This window comes from Sporosarcina sp. FSL K6-1508 (genome assembly GCF_038007465.1).
GTDB classification, from domain to species: domain Bacteria; phylum Bacillota; class Bacilli; order Bacillales_A; family Planococcaceae; genus Sporosarcina; species Sporosarcina psychrophila_B.
Window position 1 is genome coordinate 723578 of sequence record NZ_JBBOXF010000001.1, and the last position, 21869, is coordinate 745446.

A 21869-nucleotide genomic window follows, 5' to 3' on the forward strand; every position below is an offset into this window, starting at 1 on the left:
CATTATTTAATCTTTTCCCTATCTCATTTCACTTAATCCCCTTACATACAGAAAAGCCGTTCGGATACACCAACCTTTGTCGGTTTCCAAACAGCTCTCTATCATTTACCGTAAAACCATTTTGCATCGAACTCTTTCCAGAATGCTTCCGGACTAACCGTTTGTGAAATTTGTCCAAGCGCAATTTCACGCTGAATATGGTCTTTTACTTCTTTAAATTTAAATGATTGCCCTTTTACCACTTCACTAACATGAATCACGGCATATGTCCCGTCGCTCAGGGCGATTAAATCACTTGTCGAATTTTCTTTCGTACCGGACGCAGCTTCAACGATTGCCTTGTCGATTGAATCAGTCGAATCGTTAATATAACCAATATCTCCTCCGAGACTAGCCGAAGCTAGATCCGTCGACCGCTCTTTTGCAAGAACGTCGAAGCTGGAGCCTTTCGATAGTTCCTCAATCGTTTGTTTTGCTTCGTCTTTTGTCGGAACAACGATGATAGCCGTGCGATAAGCCGTTTGAATATTGTAAAGCGCAACGTTTTCATCATACGCTTTCTTTATGTCGCCATCTTTAACAACGACATCTTTCGTTAATACCTTTTCAAGGATTAGGTTAGAACGGATCTTTTGGCGCATTTTCTCCTCGTCTTGACCCGAATGAGAGCGGCCATCCACAGAGCGGATTAGTGCCATTTCAAGATCGACCTCCTTATCGGATACATCAATCCCGTATTGTTCCGCGGCAACTGCCATCACCTTTTCATTGACCAGGTCAAGAAGAGTTTCGCGCCCCACTTCCTTTTCCATTGCCGTCATCCACTGTTCCCTTGTAATAGGCTTGCCCGCAACAGACGCTACTTCTTCATCTGTCTGCTTCGGCTTGTCAGGTATGAGCCAGCCAATGAACCAGAAAATATTGAAGGCCAAAAGGATTCCGATCAACAAAAGAAGCGGCTTTGTCTTTAATTTACGCTTCTGCGAACCCATCGTTCCAGATTCAGGCTTCCGATTGTATTTCATCGATAAAACCTTCCAACTCTTCTTTCGGATATACATATGTTTCCATACAGAAGTGGCAGTGTGCTTCCGCTTTTCCATCTTCCTCAATCATCTCTTGGATTTCTTTTTCCCCAAGGCCGATGATTGCATTTCCGAATCGTTCTTTCGAGCAATTACATGCGAACGAAACATCCATGTGGTCAAGTATTTCCACATTTTCCGCACCCAGAACTTCTCCCAGAATCTCTTCGGGTGTCAGACCGCGAGCGATTAAGGTTGAAATTGGTTCCACGTTCGCAATACGCTCTTCCAGTTTTCCGATCGTTTCTTCCGTTGCGCCAGGCATTACTTGGACAATAAAACCACCAGCAGCTTTCACTGTATTGTCAGGATTAACGAGGACACCCAGTCCTACAGCAGAAGGCACCTGTTCCGAAACAACGAAGTATTCCGTGAAATCTTCCGCGATTTCACCAGATATAATCGGAACTTGTCCAGTAAAATAATCTCGTAGACCAAGATCCTTTACAACCGTCAGCATGCCATCAGTTCCAACTGCACGCCTGACGTCAAGTTTACCTTGTTCATTCAAATCAAAATGTGTTTGCGGGTTTGATGCATAGCCCCGGACTTCGCCATGTGCATTTGCATCGATGACCATCGAACCTATAGGGCCGTTGCCATTTACTTTAATCGTCAGTTTATCTTCACCTTTAGACATGGCACCCATCATAACCGCAGCTGTCATCGAGCGTCCTAGAGCAGCCGTCGCTGTCGGCCACATCACGTGGCGGCGTTGCACTTCTGCAACAGTTTCTGTTGAACGGGCCGCATATGCCCGGATTGTCCCTTCGAATGCGAGTGCTTTTACTAAGTAATCAGTCATTTATTATCTCTACTCCTTTTACATGTTTCGTTCATAAATTAGATGTAGCCCTTTCAGCGTAAGGAAGTCGTCAACGACATCAATAACAGTCGTTTCGCTTGCGATTAAACCGGCAAGCCCGCCTGTCGCAATTACAGTCGGCTCTTCCTTGCTTTGCGCTTTCATACGTGCAACAATTCCATCGACCTGCCCAACATATCCGTAGACAATCCCCGCTTGCATAGCAGCTACCGTGTTTTTCCCTACCACATGATCCGGCTTCGTTAATTCGATTCGCGGTAATTTAGATGCACGGTCGAACAAAGCTTCCATTGAAATTCCGATACCTGGCGCAATTGCCCCACCCATGTACTCGCCTTTTTCATTCACATAGCAATACGTCGTCGCCGTTCCAAAATCGACAATAATTAACGGGTTCCCGTATTCATGAATTGCCGCTACAGCATTAACGATTCTGTCCGCACCAACTTCACGGGGATTTTCGTACTTGATATTTAATCCCGTTTTGAGTCCTGGCCCCACAATAAGCGGTTTTTGGTTAAAGTACTTTTTGCACATTTGTTCAAGCGGGAACATGACCGGTGGAACAACCGATGAAATGATAATGCCAGTTACATCCTCGAAAGAAAGTCCAACGTGTGAAAACAACGACTTCACTTGCATCGCATATTCATCTTCTGTTTTATGTCGATAAGTTTCCATACGCCAATGATGTTTAAGTTGCCCTTGTTCATAGACACCAAGGACAATATTCGTGTTTCCTGTATCCAGCACTAAAATCATAATAGTTTCCTCGCTAACTTCGTCATTTTCCAACACATCATACCACATTCTTATGGATAGAAAAAAGCTGACTGCTTCAAAAGAAACAGTCAGCTTTCATTCTTTGTTCAATCTCTGCGTTCTTCGTCGATCGGCTTAAGAGGCTGTTCCCCAGTAGACTCATTCGGTAAATCACCGATTGATGGGTCCGTAGGTGCGCCAGTCGAATCGGAAATGACTGTGTCATCGCCTCCAACCGTTATATCTACACTCTTAACTTCCTCTAAATTATCTAAGCCATATCGGCCATATGGACGATCAGGTAATGTGCCGTGATCTTTCAGGTGATTAATTTGTTCGGCATCGAGCGTTTCTACTTCAAGAAGCGTCGTTGCGATCAAATCAAGCAACTCCCGTTTACCTGTAAGAATCTCTTTGGTACGGGCATATTGTTCTTTAATGATACGTTGCATCTCTTGGTCGATTTCGTACGCAATCGACTCGGAATAGTTCTGTTCGGAGTTGAAGTCACGACCAAGGAACACTTGCCCTTGAGATTGACCAAACTGCATTGGGCCAAGCTTGTCGCTCATGCCGTATTCCGTTACCATCGAACGCGCAATACCAGTTGCACGCTGGAAGTCATTGTGAGCCCCAGTAGAAACTTCACCAAGGACAATTTCTTCTGCAACACGGCCGCCAAGCAGTCCTGCAATCTTATCGAGAAGTTCAGGTTTAGTCATGAAGTAACGGTCCTCTTTCGGAAGCATGACTGCATAACCGCCCGCTTGCCCACGAGGAACGATTGTAACTTTATGAACGATCTCAGCATCATCAAGCATAAGCCCTACAACAACGTGACCCGCTTCATGGAATGCCACAATATCACGTTCTTTTTTCGAAATGACTCGTGTCGTCTTCGCAGGTCCCGCAATAACACGGTCCGTCGCTTCATCGATATCCGACATATCGATTTTCGTTTTGTTGCGTCTTGCCGCGACTAGCGCCGCTTCGTTCAATAAGTTTTCAAGATCCGCACCCGAGAATCCAGGTGTACGCTGTGCAAGAGCCTTCATATTGACGGTATCGTCAAGCGGCTTGTTGCGCGCATGTACTTGAAGAACCGCTTCTCGTCCTTTTACATCTGGACGTCCAACTGTAATCTGACGGTCAAAACGGCCAGGACGAAGAAGTGCTGGGTCGAGGATGTCAGGACGGTTTGTCGCCGCAATGATGATAACCCCTTCGTTTTCACCGAAACCATCCATTTCAACAAGCAGCTGGTTCAGCGTTTGTTCACGTTCATCGTGCCCGCCCCCGAGACCTGCGCCACGCTGGCGTCCGACCGCGTCGATTTCATCGATGAAAATAATACATGGTGCATTCTTTTTGGCATTTTCGAAAAGATCACGTACACGGGATGCCCCGACCCCAACGAACATTTCTACGAAATCGGAACCTGAGATTGAGAAGAACGGAACACCCGCTTCACCTGCAACCGCACGTGCCAATAACGTTTTACCTGTACCCGGAGGTCCGACTAACAGGATCCCTCTAGGAATACGCGCGCCAACTTCAACGAATTTACTTGAATCTTTCAGGAAATCAACGACTTCCACAAGTTCCGCTTTCTCTTCGTCTGCGCCTGCAACATCTGTGAAACGAACCTTTTTACGGTCATCCGTATGAAGCTTCGCCTTACTCTTACCGAAGTTCATCACACGGCCACCACCGCCGCCTCCGCCTTGTGCCTGATTTAACAGGAAGAAGAACAGGATAAAGATGATGATGAACGGTAGAAGACCCGTGAAGAAGGATACCCATGCGCTTGCAACAGGAGTTGGCAAGATTTCAACATCCGTTTGGGTTTGTGTAGCAAGTGAACGGATGTCATCTTGTATGGCGACATCGTTCAAAACATTCGTTACGAATTCTTCGCCTTCCTTATAACCTTTCATCTTCCCTTTCACTTCAAGGACAAGCTGAACTGGCTGCAAGGTAACCGACGTAACCTTTCCTTCTTCCATCGCAGTAATAAATTCATCATACCGGATCTCTTTTTGTTTCGGATTTGTATTGTTTAGTGAACTGAATATCCCCATGATTGCAAGAAATATCAGTCCGTATAATAGAAAGTATCGAAGTATTCGATTCATCCCAAGCCTCCTCATTTCATTAGACAGAAAACTAGTGTAAATCTTATCACAGGTCTGATTCAACCTACAAAGGAAATGCCTTGACGGAAAAGCGTAAGTGCCTCTAGGCGCTGAAGCCTAGACAGCTTTTTAGTTCAATAGCTAATTCCCTCTTATCGTCAAGAAAGAATTCCGCGGGCCCTTTAAAAGATTTTTCAAAAGTGTTTAGAAAGAATAGATTTCCTTTTTTAACACGCCAATATAAGGCAAGTTTCTGTATTTCTCCATGTAATCAAGTCCGTAACCGACAACAAACGCGTCCGGTACGTTGAAACCTACATAATCTGCTTTCAAATCCACTTTCCGGCCTGACGGCTTATCAAGGAGAGTGACGATTTTAATGGAATTCGCTTTTCGGTATTTCATCAGTTCAACGAGGTAACTTAATGTTTTCCCGCTATCGATAATGTCTTCAATAATAAGTACATCGCGCCCTTCGACACTTGTGTTCAAGTCTTTGACGATTTTCACTTCACCCGACGAAACAGTTGCATTGCCGTAACTTGAAACATCCATGAAATCGAGTTCGATGTAAGCATCGATGCGCTTAATGAGATCACTCATGAAAGGTAGCCCACCTTTAAGTACACCAATCGCAAGTACGAACTTGTCTTGATATTCTTCGGTCAACACTGCACCAAGCTCACGGATTTTCTCTTGAATCTCTTCTTCTGTAATTAGCACTTCTTCGATATCTTTCTTCAACATCGAAATTCCTCCTCTTTCATGTAAATCAATTATATCTTTCTTGTTCTAACTATGTACTTACTTTGATCTGTCTTGTTTCGCGAAAATGCCACTCCATACCGTACACCTGGAACTGCACAAATTTCACCTTGCGCTGTAATGATTACCGGTAATCGGTCGCGTTCTGTCATGCCAACCTTTTCATCGATAAACAACCTAGATAAACGTTTCGGATGTGTCATCCCTGGTAACAAGATTCGATCCCCATCCTCTCTTCTCCTGATGGACAGAGGAAGCGCGGAATAAGGCAAGTCAAAATACATGGTATCATCTGTATCCGTGAATAACTCCGTATCGAGATTACCCACTTCGGTCCAACAAAGCTGTAAATCATTTCCCCAGCGGGTCCAAACGCCTTTCGGCAACACTTTTTGCGAATCCATTTCCTCAGTTGGTGTATCGCGAACGAATGTCAGCACGTCATATTCCCGAATGAATCGGTAACCGCGTGGAAGGTGAACGGATACATTCCCGTTTTGCGAAGATAGATGGTGCAATAGTTGGCTTATAAGCGCGGAATTATATTTTACGGGCATAATTTCCCCATTGTAAAGATACCTCAATAGTAGTGTAATCATCCGTCTTTGTAAAGCTTGGTGCATGTTGGAAAATGCATTTCCATCAACGATAGGCAGGCCCGCTTCTGTGAATCTGGTAATTCTATCAAAACGGTCCTTTGCCAGTGTTTCAAGCAGCTCTTCATCTTCCTGCAACCAGCCAGACATTTTCACTGCATTTTCAGCGGCTCCCGGATTTTCATCAAGAATAAATGGAACAATTCGGTGACGAAAACGGTTTCGCAAATAGGCGTCACTTGCATTGCTAGGATCTTCACGATAATGTAAGTCATTTTCTGCAACGTATGAATGAAGATCTGCTTTCATGACTGGCAGGAAAGGACGAATAAGAAGCCCGCCATCGACTTCGCGTTTTACAGGAATACCGGAAGGCCGATTACCTTTCGTCACTTGCATAAGTACCGTCTCCAGCTGATCTTCTGCATGGTGCGCTGTCGCCAAAATATGATAATGGTGTTTTTGCATAATTTTAGTGAAAAAGGCATAACGTCCGTCACGACAGACAGCTTGCACATTACCGCCTTCGTTCTCAATAATTTCAGGAACCGGAACACTCCCGCCAAAAAACGGGATTTTATATGTTTCACAAAGCCTTTCCACTAATGCACCGTCTGCGGCAGACTCTTCTCCGCGCAATTTATGATCGACGTGAATTGCGGCAACTTCAATTCCCATCCTGTCTCGATTCGAAGCCATGAAATCTAAAAGTGCCACCGAGTCGACGCCACCTGAGCAGGCGACAAGAACACGGTCCCCCGGGGCGACAAGTGACCATTCTTTTACGAAATGGAAAATTGTCTGTTTAAATCTATTCATTGCCGGGCTTCCTCCTTTTCAACAAACTCTTTAATTAAATTTTACCATAGAATACCCCCACTTCAAGATAAGTGGGGGGTATAGTCAGCCAACCACGTTTTCCCGGGAAATAAGTTGTGAATATGGAGTAAAGCTTGACCACTTGGGGAGTACGTGATCGATTTTCATAATTAACACCGTTCGGTCATCTCCTATCACACCGAACTTCCTCTCCATTTCCTGCATAATGCGGTCCGCAATTTTGTCACAGTCAAAACTTCCGTACTTTTCAAGGGTGCTATACAACGTCTTTTCTTGTTTTTCAAGCGGGATATCGCCATTGAAAATACCATCCGTTACCATCATTATAATATCACCTGATTTTAACTCTTCATTTTTTGCCTCAACAGAAAAAGAGGGAAGAAAACCAACTGGCACGGATTTGCTATCAAGTCTTAAAAAATCATCCCCTCGTTTAATATACGTACTCATCGACCCGGCTTTCCACGACCAGATGCGACCGTCCTGTAAATCGATAAGCGCTAAGTCAAGCGTAGCGTACATATCATCTAAACCATTCAGAGACATCATATAGTGAAGTGTATGCATAGCTGTTTCAGGGTCCATTTTCCGATCCAAGCATTCCCGCATTAGACGAATTACTTTTCGACTCTCACGATATGCATTCAAATCCTGTCCCATCCCATCCGACAACAGGACCGCCGTCAACCCTTCATGGATCGGGAACACTTCATAAGCATCACCTGCATGGAATGTTTCACCGCCCGCTGTCGCAACAATCCCGTAATCCAGTGAAAAGCGGACCGCCGAACCGAATGTCAATTGAATATGTGGAAAAGGGTCTTGCAGAACCGCAGATTTTGCGACGCGGAACGGTTCGTCATACATCTCTTCCAGAATCGGCAGTATAAACCTCTCCGCCACTGTCGTGTCCGTTTCAAAGTCAGATCTTTTTTCAGGGATACAGCAGATAATGCGACGTGCTCCCCGCTCTCCTGACAAGACATCAATCTGAAAGTATTCAATATCTTTCTCTTGAAGCCGCTTCGCCAACTCTTCTTCGGCCGGCTTGTAAACCGTCAAATCTTCCTTTACTTCATTCATAATCTTGTCGAGATGGGTGCTCATATCCCGTAATTGAAGCGCAAGCATTTTTCGACCATGCTGAAGTTGCCCCGTCAATAAGCGATTAGCGGCCTGTTCTTCAAGTTCCGTCACCAATCCATTAAACCGGATGCACTTATATTTAATCTTTTCCTCAACCCGATGGCGCTTAGCTTTTTTGGTCATAGAATAGGTCGCTTCCCATTCGCTAAGAAGTCCGCCCATGTCATTATCAGCACTTTCCCAGCACTTAGAGTAACGGAAACAGGATTGACAGATTTTTGGCACAACCTGCTCAGACGGTTCATCCGAACTTGTGCGGGATGTAAATCGATCGCCAACAAGCGTTGACATAAATTCAGAGAACTGTTGGAAATCAGACAGTTGTTCGTCAAGCCGTTCAGCAAGCCATTTTTGTCGTTTTTCATTTGTGTCCGTATTTTCTGGGTAAAAGACACGTCGAATTGGCTCGAGTCTCTTCGATGGGATAAGTAAAAAGATAACAGTTGCCGTTGCAATTGTTATAAAGTGCGAAGTATCAAGCGGCAATGTCAAATCATACATGAGGAAAAATAGTGACACAGAGACTCCGCCCAGCGCAATACCAACTTTCCCAAAACGACGTAGCGTGCCTGCAAAAAAACCAGTCATGCCAAATACCGCCATCATTCCCGTGAACGACAATTCTGCGAGACCCACAATAGCAGCGATGATCATTGCGATTGTTGTTGAAAACGGAAGGCCTCCCACAAGTGCCGCGAGTAAGATTGTGAGATGGATGAGTGTCCCTGAAACCGATACAGGGCCTAACATTACTCCACTCATGCCCGTAGTAGCCATCGCACCGACCAGACATGCTGCACCAAGCCGTTCAGGCGTCCATTTGCCGAAAAAGATTCTATCTGCTGCAGGAAATGCGATAAAAAGGAAAAAAGTCATGAACAATGCGAGAACTGCTTCAAAGCCAATATATAGTTGCACATTCACTGGCGGTTGCCCGACATGCATAATAAACTGCCATAACACTTGAACAACGATGATACTTCCTGCCACTGTTAGCGGAATTGACTTCCGCATTAGCGGATACTTAATGACCGCATTGAATAAAGCGAGCATGAGTAAATGAATAACAGCCTGTCCGAGACCAAGAAACGCGCTCCCGAACATCCCTCCGATGAACACCCATATCAGATGCTTTCTGAAACGCGCTCGCGCCAATGCCCAGACCGGCAAGAAAAAAGGGACAGCTGCATCAAACAATACGGCTTGCGACAAGAAAAAAGAACCAAATAAGAATAGGGTCGCAACTAAAATATGCATTTTTCGTTTACCAATCATTTCGACATACATGCCAATTGGATAGCTCACCGGACGCACTACATGTTCCATTAGTTTCATTTCCCATTCCCCCTATGTCTACTATGCCTTGAGTATACATAGGCAGATCAAAAGAAATTGTCTGTTCATGACAGTGAATGAACAAAATGTTTCGACTCTTTCCGAACTGTTTTTTCTTTTTTCATAAGATGGGTTGACACATGATTGGTTCGATTGTATTATAAATATTGTTGTTCTGATTAAGTCGAAACAAGCACTTGCTAGAATATACAAAGGCGGCGTAGCTCAGCTGGCTAGAGCGTACGGTTCATACCCGTGAGGTCGGGGGTTCGATCCCCTCTGCCGCCATTAATGAAATACAAGAAGACCGTTCAGACTCTACAGACATAAGACGGTTTATGACCAAGCGTTTTAGAGTTGGAGCAAGACTATAATTAATTTAAAAAGCAGTCCCTGCATCTTGAATTTACGATGCAGGGACTGCTTTTTAAAATGAATAATCTAGAGATTATTTGGTGAGCTGTGACAGTTTTTTGAATTTGCATACTAGTTTTGGTGCGAGATATGACTATTTTCGGGATTGCCATGAATTTGCGGGCTTTCCCCATGAATTCCACTCGAGTTGCCATGAATTGCCTCACGCGCCATGACTATCTGCCGGATTGCCATGAATTCGAAGGCTTTTACCATGAATTCCGTGCAAGTTGCCATGAACTGTCTCACGAGCCATGACTATCTTCCGCATTGCCATGAATTCGAGAACATCCCCCATGAATTCCAGGCAAGTTGCCATGAACTGTCTCACGAGCCATGACTATCTTCCGAATTGCCATGAATTCGCGGGCTTTCCCCATGAGTTCCGTGCAAGTTGCCACGAGCTGTCTCGCGAGCCATGACTATCTTCCGAATTGCCATGAATTCGAGAACATCCCCCATGAATTCCAAGCAAGTTGCCACGAACTGTCTCGCGAGCCATGACTATCTTCCGAATTGCCATGAATTCGCATGCATTCCCCATGACTTTCTTCTTTATCTGCAAAGTGATCCCAGAAACCTTCTATATGTAAAAATCAAAAAGCGGCAAACAAGTGTAGTGCCCTTGTTTGCCGCTTTTCTCTATGCTATTAGTACATTTTTTCATGAATTGAAACAGCTAGCAAGTTATCCTCTGCTTGCGCCACGGCCACCGCGTTTCGATTCCGTCGCTCTCTTCAAAGTAGAGAGACGCTCTTCGCTATCTTTCATGAACTTTGCCATTTTCTGTTCAAAGTTCTCCGGGCGATCTGTAGTAGGACGACCACCTTGACGCGGACGTTGCGGGCGTTGAGGACGTTCTGGACGCTGCTCAGATTCAGGCTTCGCTTTTCTGATCGACAACCCGATTTTACCATCTGCACCGACGTTCATCACTTTCACTTCAACCATGTCACCGACTTTAAAATGATCATTAATGTCTTTGACGTAATTGTCCGCCACTTCACTTATATGGACCAGGCCTGTTGAACCGTTCGGTAGCTCAACAAATGCCCCGAAGTTTGTGATCCCTGTTACTTTACCCTCTAGCTTGCTGCCTACTTCAATTGACATAAAAAAAATGCTCCTCCTTAAAATTTAAGCGGGCCCCGCGCTGGGAGCCTTGCAACCGTATTAATGACCCTGTAAAATACAGGATCCTTACTTCTATTATAGCCAATAAAAAAAGAGTGTCAATAAGACTACTCTTTTCTGTCGTCTTTTTTATCCGTTTTTTTCTTATTTTCCGGTATTGAGAAAATAATTTCATTCTTTTCAGACAAGAAGTACTCTTTGCGCGCGAGTTTTGCGATATAGTCATCGTCATTCAACTTCACGAGTTGTCTTTCCAGTATCTCCTTCTCTTCTTGCACCTCTTCAAGCTCGGCCATTGTCTCAACTTTTTGCAGTTCCTTCGCCGCCAATGCATGTTTCTGGTTAATAAACATATTGGTCATACCACCGAGAATAATGGCCGCAGCAAAAGCAAACACTGTCAGTCTACGATATAAACGGACTTTCCGCGCATTCTTTCTCGTTTCTTTCTTTTGAAGTGAGCGGACATATTCAGTTTGAATCGATGCGACCCTTTCGGACGATTTCCTCTGCTGCTTTTGTTCCAAGTTCTGCACTTCCTCTCTTCACACGATACAATTTGTTAGTTCATACATTGTATATCATTTCGCTCTTCTTTTAAAGAGTTTTCTGGAAACGATACGGTACAATTTAACAAATGGTGTAAAGAGAACTTTAATGACTTTCATGATAAAACGTACGATATAACGGATGATGGATACGATCAGCCGAGCAATGAACCAGAGTGGCTTTACAAACACCAGCAATAAGATCCTTCCGAAAAGGCGGAATGGCTTATAGAAGATAGTTACGTAAAGTAGCATTCCACTAATCTGTGCAAACGGATCATATATCCGCCATGCCCCATCCCTTACAAGATAAAGGATATAAAAAGTCCAACATCCGACTAGTACCCATCCAATTACTTCGAGCCAGGCCGCACGCTTTCGAATAATTGATTTCTTGCCGGCTTGCGCGGTACCTGTTCCAATCATGTCCATGAATGCTCCGGCAACAATGCCCGTCCCAATCATAGCGAGCAGGCTAAGAAACTGGACGGATAGACTCATCCAAACAATTTATGGAGGAAACCTTTTGAGCCTGATTCTTCTTCGTCATATTGAATCGTGGCGACCGTGCCCTCCAATGTAAGGAGCCCTTTATCGACATCGAGATGAACGATGCGCAGTTCCTCTCCCCGGATTTGCAATAATCCTTGAGATGTCCGAACGAGAAACTCTTCCTGATCGAAGCGGTCGATCGATTTTACCGATGTAAGATCCATTCGTTTTCTGTTGCGCATAGTCACGACATGGTCTCCTGATGGAATTGCGTACGTAGGACTGTCAGTTTGAAATTGCATTATATGCTTCCCCCTTTGCTTGTACGTTCACAGCCATCTTATGCCGGGATATAAAAAAACATGACAGGGAAATTCCCCGCCATGTTGATCAGTCTTCGTCGTCCATGAATTCCGGTTCCACTTTTTCAAGTTTTTCTTCCTTCAATATGGTGTACATTGAAGCAGCATCGTCTTTTTTCGTTGTATCTTTTAACATATTGATTTTCACCGTTACAATCTTCTGACCAAAACGGATCGCAAGTTCGTCGCTTTCTTTTACGACGGACGATGCCTTGGCGACTTTTTCATTAATCGTTATACGGCCTTGATCGGCCACTTGTTTCGCCAATGTACGCCTTTTGATAAGGCGGGATACTTTCAAGAATTTATCGAGTCTCATGATTATCTTCCCCTTTTTTCGCTAATTGCCAAAATACTTCGAGTTCATCAAGTGTATAGTCAGTAAACTTGCCGTGTCCATCTTTCACACTCTTTTCGACAAATGAAAACCGTCTGCTGAATTTTTGATTTGCATGGACCATCGCTTCTTCCGGCGATAGCTTGAGAAAACGGGAAATGTTGACGATTGTGAATAGAACATCGCCTAGCTCATCCATTTGACTATATTTCGTTCCACTTTCCAACTCTTTGCGGAACTCCATCCATTCTTCTTCAAACTTTTCAAATGCACCGTCAATTGTCGGCCAATCAAACCCAACCTTCGCTGCCTCTTTTTGATAATTAAGCGATGTTAAAAGTGAGGAAGAAGGACGTTCTTGACCTTCTAAGAGTGATTCAGCTTGCGGTTTTTCCTGTTGTTTGATTTCCTGCCAATTTTGAAGAACTTCTTCGGAATTTTCCACATTTTTGTCTCCGAAAACATGCGGGTGTCGGCGAATCATTTTCGAACCAATCGATTGAAGCACGTCTTCCATAGCAAAATAACCATCGTCTTCGCCAATTTGAGCATGTAGGAACACCTGCAGCAACACATCGCCAAGTTCTTCAATCACCGCATTATCATCTTCATTATCGATTGCTTCAAGCAGTTCATGCGCTTCTTCAATCAGATACCGTTTCAATGATGAATGCGTTTGTTCACGGTCCCAAGGGCAACCGTCCGGAGCGCGCAGTGCAGCAATAATATCCCTGAACGTCGACCAGTCTTTCAGCCGTGCTTCCCGTTCAATTACAGGAGGAACATATACCGTCGTCAAATTATTAATTTCGGTCACACGATCCAGTTCAAACAGCGGCACTGAAATCAATTGCTCGCCCGTCGAACCTGCCGCGGTTACAATCGTCACTGGATGATCGTAAGCATACTTCTCCATCAGTGATAATTTCACTTCAGACGCCACGAATGAATCATACACTTGTCCAATAAGAATATGCTGTGTCATATGGACATCATCGCGTTTCATATCCGTCCCGTCGAGCAGTTGAAATCCTTCAATCGGGTCAATTCGCAATGCTGCGAAAATCGGGTCAAGAAAACTGTTTCCGCCCGCAATTTCAAGCTGGACGACGCCTTCGCGTTCTTTTTCAACTAATAATTGTACCGTACGTTCTGCCACGAGTGGATGCCCGGGTACAACATAGGTCACTGGTTGTTCTGCACACATGTTGAGTAGCTGTTCTACGATTTCATCATAAACTTGCTCGAACGAATCATGTTTTTCATAAATTTCATCGAAGCTTGTCAGCACGATTCCTTCTGCCCTTAATTCCACAACAGCGGGGTGCTGATCCGTGCGTGCTACGATGCGGTTTGCTTCTTTTAATTTCCGGTATGTCCCGAGGGCCAATTGGTCAAGGTCACCTGCACCAAGACCGATAATTGTTAACTGATGCACGTCATTCACCTTCATTTCCTAGACTTATTGAGTTGTAATTGCAATGTAGCCAAACGTTTGCCGAATGGCAGAAGAAACCATTCCTTCTCTGCCATTATACGTGATTTCATAATGACGAAAAGGAAAATACTCGCACCTGCCGCGACGGAGGTTAATGCGATAAGCGTCGCTCCAACCCGATTCGGTAACTTGTCGAATAAAAACCCGTCTGCAACGATCATCCATGGTAAGACAACTGCTATCATGCAGACAGACGCCACAATCACCCATCCATAAAAACGTGCCGGTGCAAGGCGAATTGGCCATACCTTTTTAAAATACAGTAGTAGTCCGACTGTAATCGCTGCGAAACCAATATTGCCTGCAATTGCTGCTCCCGCGACATCCCATACAGGGATCAGGAGCTGATTAGCAATGATTTTTATAACCAGTCCACCAATGAGCAGGAGCGTCGGTACCTTCACTCTTCCCGCGCCTTGTAGCATCGCCGTTAAAGGTAAAATAAGTGATAACCAGAGAATTTGCAGCGAGAAAATGATGAGTGTAACAGAACCGTCGCGTGTTTCAAACAGCATTTCATTTACATAGGGTAAAACAAGCGCAAGTCCTGCAGCAGCTGCCCAGCCGAAAAGAAATGCCGTCCTGAACGTTAGCCGGATAAACGGCAATGCACCCCGGCCAGCTTTTTTGGTCGAGTGATGAGCGATGAGAGGAACAATTGCGAGCGCCAATGTCGATGCAATGAGAATCCCCATTTGCACGAGCGGCTGTCCACGATCATAGACACCTTTCATTACCATAGCTGGTTCTTCCGCAAAACCGTTAGATAAGAGAGTATTATAAATTGTAAAGGAATCGGCTAATTGAAACAGCAGGAGAATGAGTGAACTTGCACTGACCCCCAAACTGACAACCGTCAATTCTTTCACGACTTGCCATGTGTCCACTTTTTCTAATGGTCCTTTAAACTTATTCCGAAAATAGAGCGCAAGTATAATAACACCAGCACTTTCTCCGACAACCGCCCCCCACATCGCCACTTCGCCCGCTGTATAAAGTGAAGCGCCTGATCGCACCGCAATCCATGTGCCAACGAGGATGACCGTTACACGAAATGCCTGCTCACCTACACCCGAAACTGCAACCGGCACCATCCGCCCTTCCGATTGGAATGAGCCCTTCAAAACGGCTAATGCCGGCATGAGCAGAACGATATACGCGCCCGCCCGCAGAAGAGGAACGAGCTCAGCATCGCCCATGGAACGCGCGAAAAACGGAGCAAAAACAGTTAGTAGAACAAAAAAGCTTATTGATAATATAAGAAGATATGTAAATGCCACACGCATCATCGCTTTTGCTTCACCTCGACTCGTACTTCCCGCAAGCAGCTTCGATACAGCCACCGCAAAACCATACGACGTCCAGACAATAAAAATGCCAATGAACGGGTATACTTGCTGATAAATATAAAACCCTTTGTCGCCGACTAAGTTTTGAAACGGAACCCGATAGACTGCTCCCAACAATTTTACAATGATTGCAGAGATCGTCAGAATTGACGCGCCTTTCATAAATGTTTTCATATTCCACTGTTGCTCCATATCCGTGCCTCTTTCTTTCCTGCATAGTGTAGCTATTATACCATGATTGAGTAACGACATAATTTTCTGAAGATTATACTAAATAGGTTTAATTGTTAGAATTTATGGGAAAGACATAGATATGTTATTTGTAAACATCTTACTGTAAATTACATTTAAAAATAAAAGATGATAAAAAAGGAAAACGGAGGGGCTAAAAATGATAAAAACAATTCCAAAAAAACGGATCTTATCAGTACTCATAAAATCAAAGAGAAACGATATGTATACTAAAGCAAAACATTTTGGTTTGACTCATCCGATTGTCGTCGCATGTAGCCAAGAGTTGGATCTATTATTGAATAGGTATCAAGGTATCCGAACCATACAATAACCATCTCCTGCATACAAACAAAAAGGAACTGTAAACCGCTAGGGTTTTAGCTCCTTTTTGTTATAAACCGCTTCGTTAACTTAAGAAAAGAACTTTTACGTACTTTAAAACAATTTCTTGAACCAATAAAAAGAGTAACCAGCCACATACTCCTAAACCGATGGATATGAATAAATGAACAGAATTTTGTAAGGCTATGTAAACGATTACTAACAAAAAAGCGGTTGCAGGAAATCCCCAAAGTACCCCTAATGCAAACTTGCTTAACGTCGCTGTTTGTTCTCCTTGAACATACAGCCATACAATGCTAAGTAGACTGACCAGCGGAAGAGCAGCTATAATCCCTCCATAAGAAGGAAATCTTCTCGAAATCTCCGTAACAATACCAATAACGATAGCTGAAGCAATAATTTTCGTTATTACATACATTGTTTCGCTTGCTCACTTAAAGTCTTTAGTGCCTGTTCCACTAAATCTTTTTCAACATCATCTAGTTTGTTCAACACTTCTTCTAATTTGTCTTCATCAAGCCTTGTATTTCTATGTAAAACTTCCTCACCTAAATCCGTTAAATAAAGAATTACCTTTCTTTCATCGGAAGGGTCTCTTCCCTTTGTTACATAACTCTTTTCAATCATTCTCTTAACATGTTCCGAAGCTGTATTATGTGAAACTTGTATGTATGAAGCGATTTCATTGATTCCGATCTCTTCCTGTTTATCTACAAGTTGAAGAATACGGACCACTTGGTGAGAGATCTTTTCTTTATGTGGATAGTGTAAATGATAATAAATATCCGTCCAATATTGATTTAATAGCGTAATTTTACTATTCACAAATACCACTCCTTTATATCTTACAATACGATTGTATCGTATTGTAAGATATAAAGGGAGAGTTTATTATTGTGCAAATAAATCGTGAGCCAACAACTAAGTTAAAACAAAAAGGTAAAGTACCTTTTTCAAGAAGGATACCCCGTATAGTTTTAGACCTTCTTATTCTAAAAATAAATGTTGATCCCCGTGAAAAACCTTTAATATAAAATCTTTAACTGGGACATTTAAGTCTTCATACGCAAGTAAGAAATCCCGATTATTATAAGGGATTTCTTTTAATTCCACATCAATATTAGCGGCTATATTTAGTACAGCATATCTTGCAAAGGGTTTGTCATAACAACCTAACGAACCGGGGTTAAGGTATAATCTTTGGTCTGATTTATAAAAATGTAATGGATGATGGTGACCAAAACACACCATATTTACCGGGGAGTCAATATATAGATCATCAAGTTTTATTACCGATGGTGCATTATCAATCGTAAGAAATTGATTCTTTGAGTCTAAGTGATAATGAATAAATAAGATCTTTTTCCCTTCATGTTCAGCCATTATTTTCTTGGGTAATTCCTTTAGTTTTGATGTGAATTTTTTATCCATTCTTGAAACTAACCATTCATGGTGTTCCTTTTCCCCTCCCATACTTCGTGATTCCCTTCCTTCCAAGATAGCTATAAATTCTTCTTCATGATTGCCCATTACAAAAGAAATATCATGACGAGAAAACAACAGCTCTAAAACCTCGTTTGTTTCATGACCGATACCAACCATATCTCCTACACAGTAGATATGCTGAATTTCAGAGTCCTTATCTATGTCGTCCAACACCGAACGCAAAGCAGAACTATTACCATGAACGTCTGCAATAACCGCTACTTTTGTTCCCATATGAAATCACCTCCTGTCCTGTAAAGATTGAATACATTTTCACTTCATTGACTTTCTTGGTAACCTCTATCAAACGAGCAAAATTAATTGGTGGGTATAAGTAAAAACCAAAAGTAAACCACCCCTAAGTCTACGAAGCTAGAGTGGTTTACCTATTCGTACTGATTATCTTTCAAACGGAAAGTTTTAGTCCTTAATAAAAAAACGTCGATGACGGATCACAGCATAAATTGCTGCCACCCCTAACAATACTGCTGCAATAATAAATGTGATTCGGACATCCCATATTTCGGAAAGAGCACCAAATACTAAAGATGAAACTGCAAATAATAACGACACCAATGCACTTTCCACAGCGTAAATTTTAGGGAGTTCTTCAGAACTGGCTGATTTTTGAAGAAATGTGTTTGTGGCAATTGCTTTTAGTTGTTGAAAAACCCCATTAAGTCCCGAAAAGACAAGGGACAACCAAGCAATCGTCGATAAACCAAAAAGAAGTGTCAGGATACTGATTCCAAAAGAAAAAGTAATCAAAACATACTTTAAATTCTTCTCAAATATCGAGGTAAAACGTGAACATATAATCCCACCAACGACCATTCCAATGAAAAATGTTGTATTAATATAACCCCACCAAGCCTCAGTCTCACCAAGAATTTCATTCACGAAGACATAGAGGATAGAAGCAATCCATACAACATTTCCAACGGCTTCAAAAACGATGATCACATAAAGGCTCTTATATAGCGGATTTCTCCAAACAATATGCCAACCTTCTTTTAACTCACCGCTCTTACGTCCTACGGATTTTTTTCTGTAGAATTTGGTTGGATCAACTATTTTAGTCATCAAAAAAGTAGCTAGCAAATACAATGCCACCGTCATTAAAATAACATTTTGACCACTTAAAAATGCAACAAGCAGGCCACCAAGTGCCCATCCGCCTAAATTTACAGTTTCGTAAATAATGGAAAAGACGCTATTGGCTTTCACAAGTTCATTTTCGGGAACCAAGCGCGGCAACATTGCTTGGCTTGCCGGCGCTGCCCATCCATCTAAAAAAGCAATTGCAAATACGAAACTTACTATAACAAGTATGCTCAGCGTCATGTGAAATACTAAGATAAGCGCCAGCAAACACAATAAAAGTGTCTTACTTACTTGCGAATAAACAAGCAGCGTCTTCAGTGGATAGCGATTTAACAGTAGCGGAGAAATCATCCCACTACTAAAACGGCCCATCATATTGAGAAACGGTACCAACGCCAATACAAATGGTGACTCTGTCGAAGCATATAAAATTGAAATAAGCCCCACAATATAAAAGATATCACCCAAATTGGCCATTGATTGACCAATCCATAGAAAACGGAAAGATGCACTCTTCATTCTTACTACCCCTTTACAATCAAAATTTAATTCTGATTCATACAGGGTAGTTTTACACTCGACAAATGCCTCCTAAAATTTAATGTTTTGAATTACAAAATAAAATAACCAAAAGTTAATTACACAACACTTATATTCAATAAAGTTTATAAAGGTAGTAAGAATGAGTTATATGGCTCCATTATACGTCAATTTGAGGTGTTCGAACACAAATATTCTGAGTACTATCAATAGATTTCTTAAAAGCTATCGTCCCCGCAAAGTTTAATTTTCATAGTAGCAAAGAAAAATTTTATAAGTATTTTTTTTAAAGTTGCTCTGTTGTCAGTATTGTTGCAAATTCTTCATGCAATGTCGCTAGCGATATAGCCTGTAAAGTATCTGCATCATAATAGGTACCATTTTGGTCCTTCATTCCAAAGGTTGCTGTTGCATCTGAAATTAGTTATGTATTGATAGCTAATGAAAATTAAGGCGCTACCAATTCAACTTTAATTCTATCTGGGTCCTCAAAGTAAACAGCATAATGGTCCTTCCCTCCCGCAAATGGATGCTCAGCAGTATAGAGTACCCTTACTCCTTTATCCCTTAATTTCACCGTCACGTCATCGACATGCTGACGTGACAGTGCGTGAAATGCTAGATGATTAAGACCCACCCGACACCTATGATAGGGTACATCAAGAAACCTTTTTTCGGCTTGTACAAATACGATATACGTTTCCTCTATTTTCCAACTCATACCACCTTCCCACTCTTGAAACTGGTTATATCCCAATTCCTCTAAAAACCAACTCCAAAAATCAACGGTGCTCTTTAAATCAGAAACATAAATTTCCAGATGATGAATGAGTCCTTTTGACAATTGACATCCTCCTAAACTTTCAAGTTTACTATTTTACTCTTTGCCACACGTAAAACAACGCTTAACCTGGTCTCGTTCAGCTGCCGGAACCCACGCTTCTTCATACAGCTTCTTACTCATCCCATAGTCAATCAACACTAATTCATTTTTATCATTCAACCCGTAATTACTGCTATCCCTAATAAAGATTAAAGGTGCCCCATTTCATATAGAGGAACCTTCAAAACATAATTCTGCCAACGATATACTTTTCTTGTAGAGCCGATTCCTGCAATGTTTTTATTCACACAAATTGATGTCCAATTTTTAACGAGCTCAGTAATCATATGTATCACTCCTGCGAGTTAATTAACTTTCTTCTTCCACCTAACTCACTTTTGTTTTTTTAGCTAAGAGGCATGAGTTTAATCTCCCATGTATGGAAGCATTCATTAAGATAAAATGCACCTCGTTCTGTATCCTTGGAAACGCTGCTACACTGTTGCGGCTCAATAATGTCATGACCCTCTGCATCATAATTCCAATCCCGTGATATCTCAACCCAACTTAATTCAGCTTCTGAATCTGTGCGAGCTTTTAACGTATAAACTGCCGTAGGATCAGCGCTTTCATTTTCAAAAACTATATAGCGAACTTCTTTTTCTATTCCATTCTTTGAATCCTCCACAAATTGATCCATGGCTTCCAAATTCTCTACTTTATTTCCAACCTGAACAATATCTGTATCATATGGCGTAAAAACCTCTCCGCTTTTATGTCCTACTTGTATGCTGTTTCCGCACGCCGCAAGCCATACACAGATTAAAAGGATAAATCCAGTCCTTACACAAGGTTTCACTTAAATCCCTCCTTAAACATTAAGTTCAACGTCACTGACTTAAACCCTTTTTCCATATTAAACGGCCCCCAATTCCAAGAAAGTTGGGGGCCGTTTAGTATTTATATACGATTATGATTTGAACTTCTTAATATATGGAGGCAAAAATCTAAATCCTCCTTCAGATGAGCTTCCATTAGCTGTTTTGCTTTTTCACCGTCTCTTGCTTTGATCGCTTCATAAATTTCCTCATGCTCATCTATTAAACGCGGGCGATTATAAAGCACTACGGTCTTGCGAAAAAGATAAATTATGGATTTCATGCGATCGATTGTATCTATCATTAGAGCGTTACCACTGGCTTGAACGATAATTTTATGAAATCGCTCATTAGCGTCCATTATCTCTTCGACTGTACCTTCTCTTCCTAGTCTAACGCAATTGGAAAGTGAGTTTAATTCTTCCTCCGGCAAATAGGTTGCTGCTGATTTCGCTGAGAAACCTTCCAGAAGAATCCTTACTTGAAATAAGTTGCGTAAATCTTTTTCTGTAGGCTGTACAACTTTTTTATTGACGATAAGTCCTTCATGGCCAAGTTGTCGTAGTGAGTCTCTGATAGGTGTGCGGCTAAACCCTAATTCTGCTGCTAATTTTTCTTCTACAACTTTGGTGCCGCCTGGCATATCTCCGTTTAAAATTCTATCACGAATCACTTCGTATGCTTGATGGTAAGCAGAGCGAGGGCTTTTATTGTTTTGGGTCACTTCTTTCACTCCTATTTCCTTCAACCTAATTACCACTAACTTATCAAATGTAGATATAGAAAGAAAGCTATAATTGTTACAACTAAATTTTCGTATACAATATGAGTATAAATGT

Annotated in this window: 24 protein-coding genes, 1 tRNA gene and 1 pseudogene; 2 read left to right on the forward strand and 24 right to left on the reverse strand. The window is 42.3% G+C overall.

Annotated features, from left to right (window positions below; translation table 11 throughout):
• Positions 1–101: 101 nt before the first annotated feature.
• From MKZ11_RS03335 to MKZ11_RS03365, 7 genes are all read right to left on the reverse strand, one after another.
• Complete coding sequence (locus MKZ11_RS03335) at positions 102–1025, reverse strand: peptidyl-prolyl cis-trans isomerase (RefSeq protein ID WP_340792624.1); 924 nt, start codon at positions 1023–1025, stop codon at positions 102–104.
• A complete protein-coding gene (gene hslO / locus MKZ11_RS03340) occupies positions 1003–1890 on the reverse strand; it encodes an Hsp33 family molecular chaperone HslO (RefSeq protein ID WP_340792625.1) in 888 nt (295 codons plus the stop codon). Before hslO ends, MKZ11_RS03335 begins: the two co-directional genes overlap by 23 nt.
• Before the next feature lie 18 nt (positions 1891–1908).
• Positions 1909–2673, reverse strand: a complete 765-nt coding sequence (locus MKZ11_RS03345; protein ID WP_340796903.1) for a type III pantothenate kinase — start codon at positions 2671–2673, stop codon at positions 1909–1911.
• Positions 2674–2780: 107 nt separating this feature from the next.
• Entirely contained in the window at positions 2781–4808 is a 2028-nt protein-coding gene (gene ftsH, locus MKZ11_RS03350; protein WP_340792626.1) for an ATP-dependent zinc metalloprotease FtsH, read from the reverse strand.
• A gap of 204 nt (positions 4809–5012) precedes the next feature.
• Positions 5013–5555 (reverse strand): hypoxanthine phosphoribosyltransferase, encoded by a 543-nt coding sequence (hpt, locus tag MKZ11_RS03355; protein WP_340792627.1) that lies wholly within the window; start codon positions 5553–5555, stop codon positions 5013–5015.
• A gap of 29 nt (positions 5556–5584) precedes the next feature.
• Complete coding sequence (gene tilS, locus MKZ11_RS03360) at positions 5585–6988, reverse strand: tRNA lysidine(34) synthetase TilS (RefSeq protein WP_340792628.1); 1404 nt, start codon at positions 6986–6988, stop codon at positions 5585–5587.
• A gap of 84 nt (positions 6989–7072) precedes the next feature.
• The gene (locus tag MKZ11_RS03365) at positions 7073–9490 is read right to left on the reverse strand and encodes a SpoIIE family protein phosphatase (protein WP_340792629.1); all 2418 of its coding nucleotides are present in this window, start codon (positions 9488–9490) and stop codon (positions 7073–7075) included.
• Between the two features lie 214 nt (positions 9491–9704).
• On the opposite strand from MKZ11_RS03365, the gene MKZ11_RS03370 reads away from it, so the two are divergent.
• Positions 9705–9778: transfer RNA gene (locus MKZ11_RS03370), tRNA-Met, on the forward strand.
• A gap of 289 nt (positions 9779–10067) precedes the next feature.
• On the opposite strand, the gene MKZ11_RS03375 is transcribed toward MKZ11_RS03370, so the two are convergent.
• The 8 genes from MKZ11_RS03375 to MKZ11_RS03410 form a co-directional block, all read right to left on the reverse strand.
• Complete coding sequence (locus MKZ11_RS03375; RefSeq protein ID WP_340792630.1) at positions 10068–10223, reverse strand: hypothetical protein; 156 nt, start codon at positions 10221–10223, stop codon at positions 10068–10070.
• 368 nt (positions 10224–10591) lie between these two features.
• Positions 10592–11017, reverse strand: a complete 426-nt coding sequence (locus tag MKZ11_RS03380) for a S1 domain-containing RNA-binding protein (RefSeq protein WP_340792631.1) — start codon at positions 11015–11017, stop codon at positions 10592–10594.
• 128 nt (positions 11018–11145) lie between these two features.
• Complete coding sequence (locus tag MKZ11_RS03385; protein ID WP_340792632.1) at positions 11146–11565, reverse strand: FtsB family cell division protein; 420 nt, start codon at positions 11563–11565, stop codon at positions 11146–11148.
• A 54-nt stretch (positions 11566–11619) separates the two neighbouring features.
• A complete protein-coding gene (gene yabQ / locus MKZ11_RS03390) occupies positions 11620–12087 on the reverse strand; it encodes a spore cortex biosynthesis protein YabQ (protein ID WP_340792633.1) in 468 nt (155 codons plus the stop codon).
• Positions 12084–12380 carry a sporulation protein YabP gene (gene yabP / locus MKZ11_RS03395; RefSeq protein ID WP_179393596.1) on the reverse strand — a complete coding sequence of 99 codons (297 nt, stop codon included), beginning with the start codon at positions 12378–12380 and terminating at the stop codon, positions 12084–12086. The genes yabQ and yabP overlap by 4 nt, the downstream gene beginning before the upstream one ends.
• An 88-nt stretch (positions 12381–12468) precedes the next feature.
• Positions 12469–12759, reverse strand: a complete 291-nt coding sequence (locus MKZ11_RS03400) for an RNA-binding S4 domain-containing protein (protein ID WP_207151349.1) — start codon at positions 12757–12759, stop codon at positions 12469–12471.
• Entirely contained in the window at positions 12746–14215 is a 1470-nt protein-coding gene (mazG, locus tag MKZ11_RS03405; protein ID WP_445326974.1) for a nucleoside triphosphate pyrophosphohydrolase, read from the reverse strand. Before mazG ends, MKZ11_RS03400 begins: the two co-directional genes overlap by 14 nt.
• Before the next feature lie 11 nt (positions 14216–14226).
• A complete protein-coding gene (locus tag MKZ11_RS03410; RefSeq protein WP_340792634.1) occupies positions 14227–15816 on the reverse strand; it encodes a putative polysaccharide biosynthesis protein in 1590 nt (529 codons plus the stop codon).
• Between the two features lie 199 nt (positions 15817–16015).
• Here MKZ11_RS03410 and MKZ11_RS03415 point away from each other — a divergent pair, with 199 nt between their 5' ends.
• The gene (locus tag MKZ11_RS03415) at positions 16016–16189 is read left to right on the forward strand and encodes an aspartyl-phosphate phosphatase Spo0E family protein (RefSeq protein WP_340792635.1); all 174 of its coding nucleotides are present in this window, start codon (positions 16016–16018) and stop codon (positions 16187–16189) included.
• 75 nt (positions 16190–16264) lie between these two features.
• Here the strand turns inward: MKZ11_RS03415 and MKZ11_RS03420 are convergent, their stop codons facing one another.
• The 9 genes and pseudogenes from MKZ11_RS03420 to MKZ11_RS03460 form a co-directional block, all read right to left on the reverse strand.
• Positions 16265–16618 (reverse strand): DUF3147 family protein, encoded by a 354-nt coding sequence (locus MKZ11_RS03420; protein ID WP_340792636.1) that lies wholly within the window; start codon positions 16616–16618, stop codon positions 16265–16267.
• Positions 16609–17025, reverse strand: a complete 417-nt coding sequence (locus MKZ11_RS03425; protein ID WP_340792637.1) for a MarR family winged helix-turn-helix transcriptional regulator — start codon at positions 17023–17025, stop codon at positions 16609–16611. Before MKZ11_RS03425 ends, MKZ11_RS03420 begins: the two co-directional genes overlap by 10 nt.
• A gap of 162 nt (positions 17026–17187) precedes the next feature.
• Positions 17188–17919, reverse strand: a complete 732-nt coding sequence (locus MKZ11_RS03430) for a metallophosphoesterase family protein (protein WP_340792638.1) — start codon at positions 17917–17919, stop codon at positions 17188–17190.
• Between the two features lie 186 nt (positions 17920–18105).
• Entirely contained in the window at positions 18106–19308 is a 1203-nt protein-coding gene (locus tag MKZ11_RS03435) for an MFS transporter (RefSeq protein WP_340792639.1), read from the reverse strand.
• Between the two features lie 307 nt (positions 19309–19615).
• Positions 19616–19753: pseudogene (locus MKZ11_RS03440) on the reverse strand (cysteine hydrolase); the annotation flags it as partial.
• A 24-nt stretch (positions 19754–19777) separates the two neighbouring features.
• On the reverse strand, positions 19778–20173 hold the full coding sequence (locus tag MKZ11_RS03445; RefSeq protein WP_340792640.1) for a VOC family protein: 396 nt from the start codon (positions 20171–20173) through the stop codon (positions 19778–19780).
• A 188-nt stretch (positions 20174–20361) separates the two neighbouring features.
• Positions 20362–20499 (reverse strand): hypothetical protein, encoded by a 138-nt coding sequence (locus tag MKZ11_RS03450; RefSeq protein WP_340792641.1) that lies wholly within the window; start codon positions 20497–20499, stop codon positions 20362–20364.
• 59 nt (positions 20500–20558) lie between these two features.
• The gene (locus tag MKZ11_RS03455) at positions 20559–21011 is read right to left on the reverse strand and encodes a DUF4362 domain-containing protein (protein WP_340792642.1); all 453 of its coding nucleotides are present in this window, start codon (positions 21009–21011) and stop codon (positions 20559–20561) included.
• 101 nt (positions 21012–21112) lie between these two features.
• Positions 21113–21778, reverse strand: coding sequence for a GntR family transcriptional regulator (locus MKZ11_RS03460; protein ID WP_340792643.1), 666 nt, complete (start codon positions 21776–21778; stop codon positions 21113–21115).
• Positions 21779–21869 lie beyond the last annotated feature (91 nt).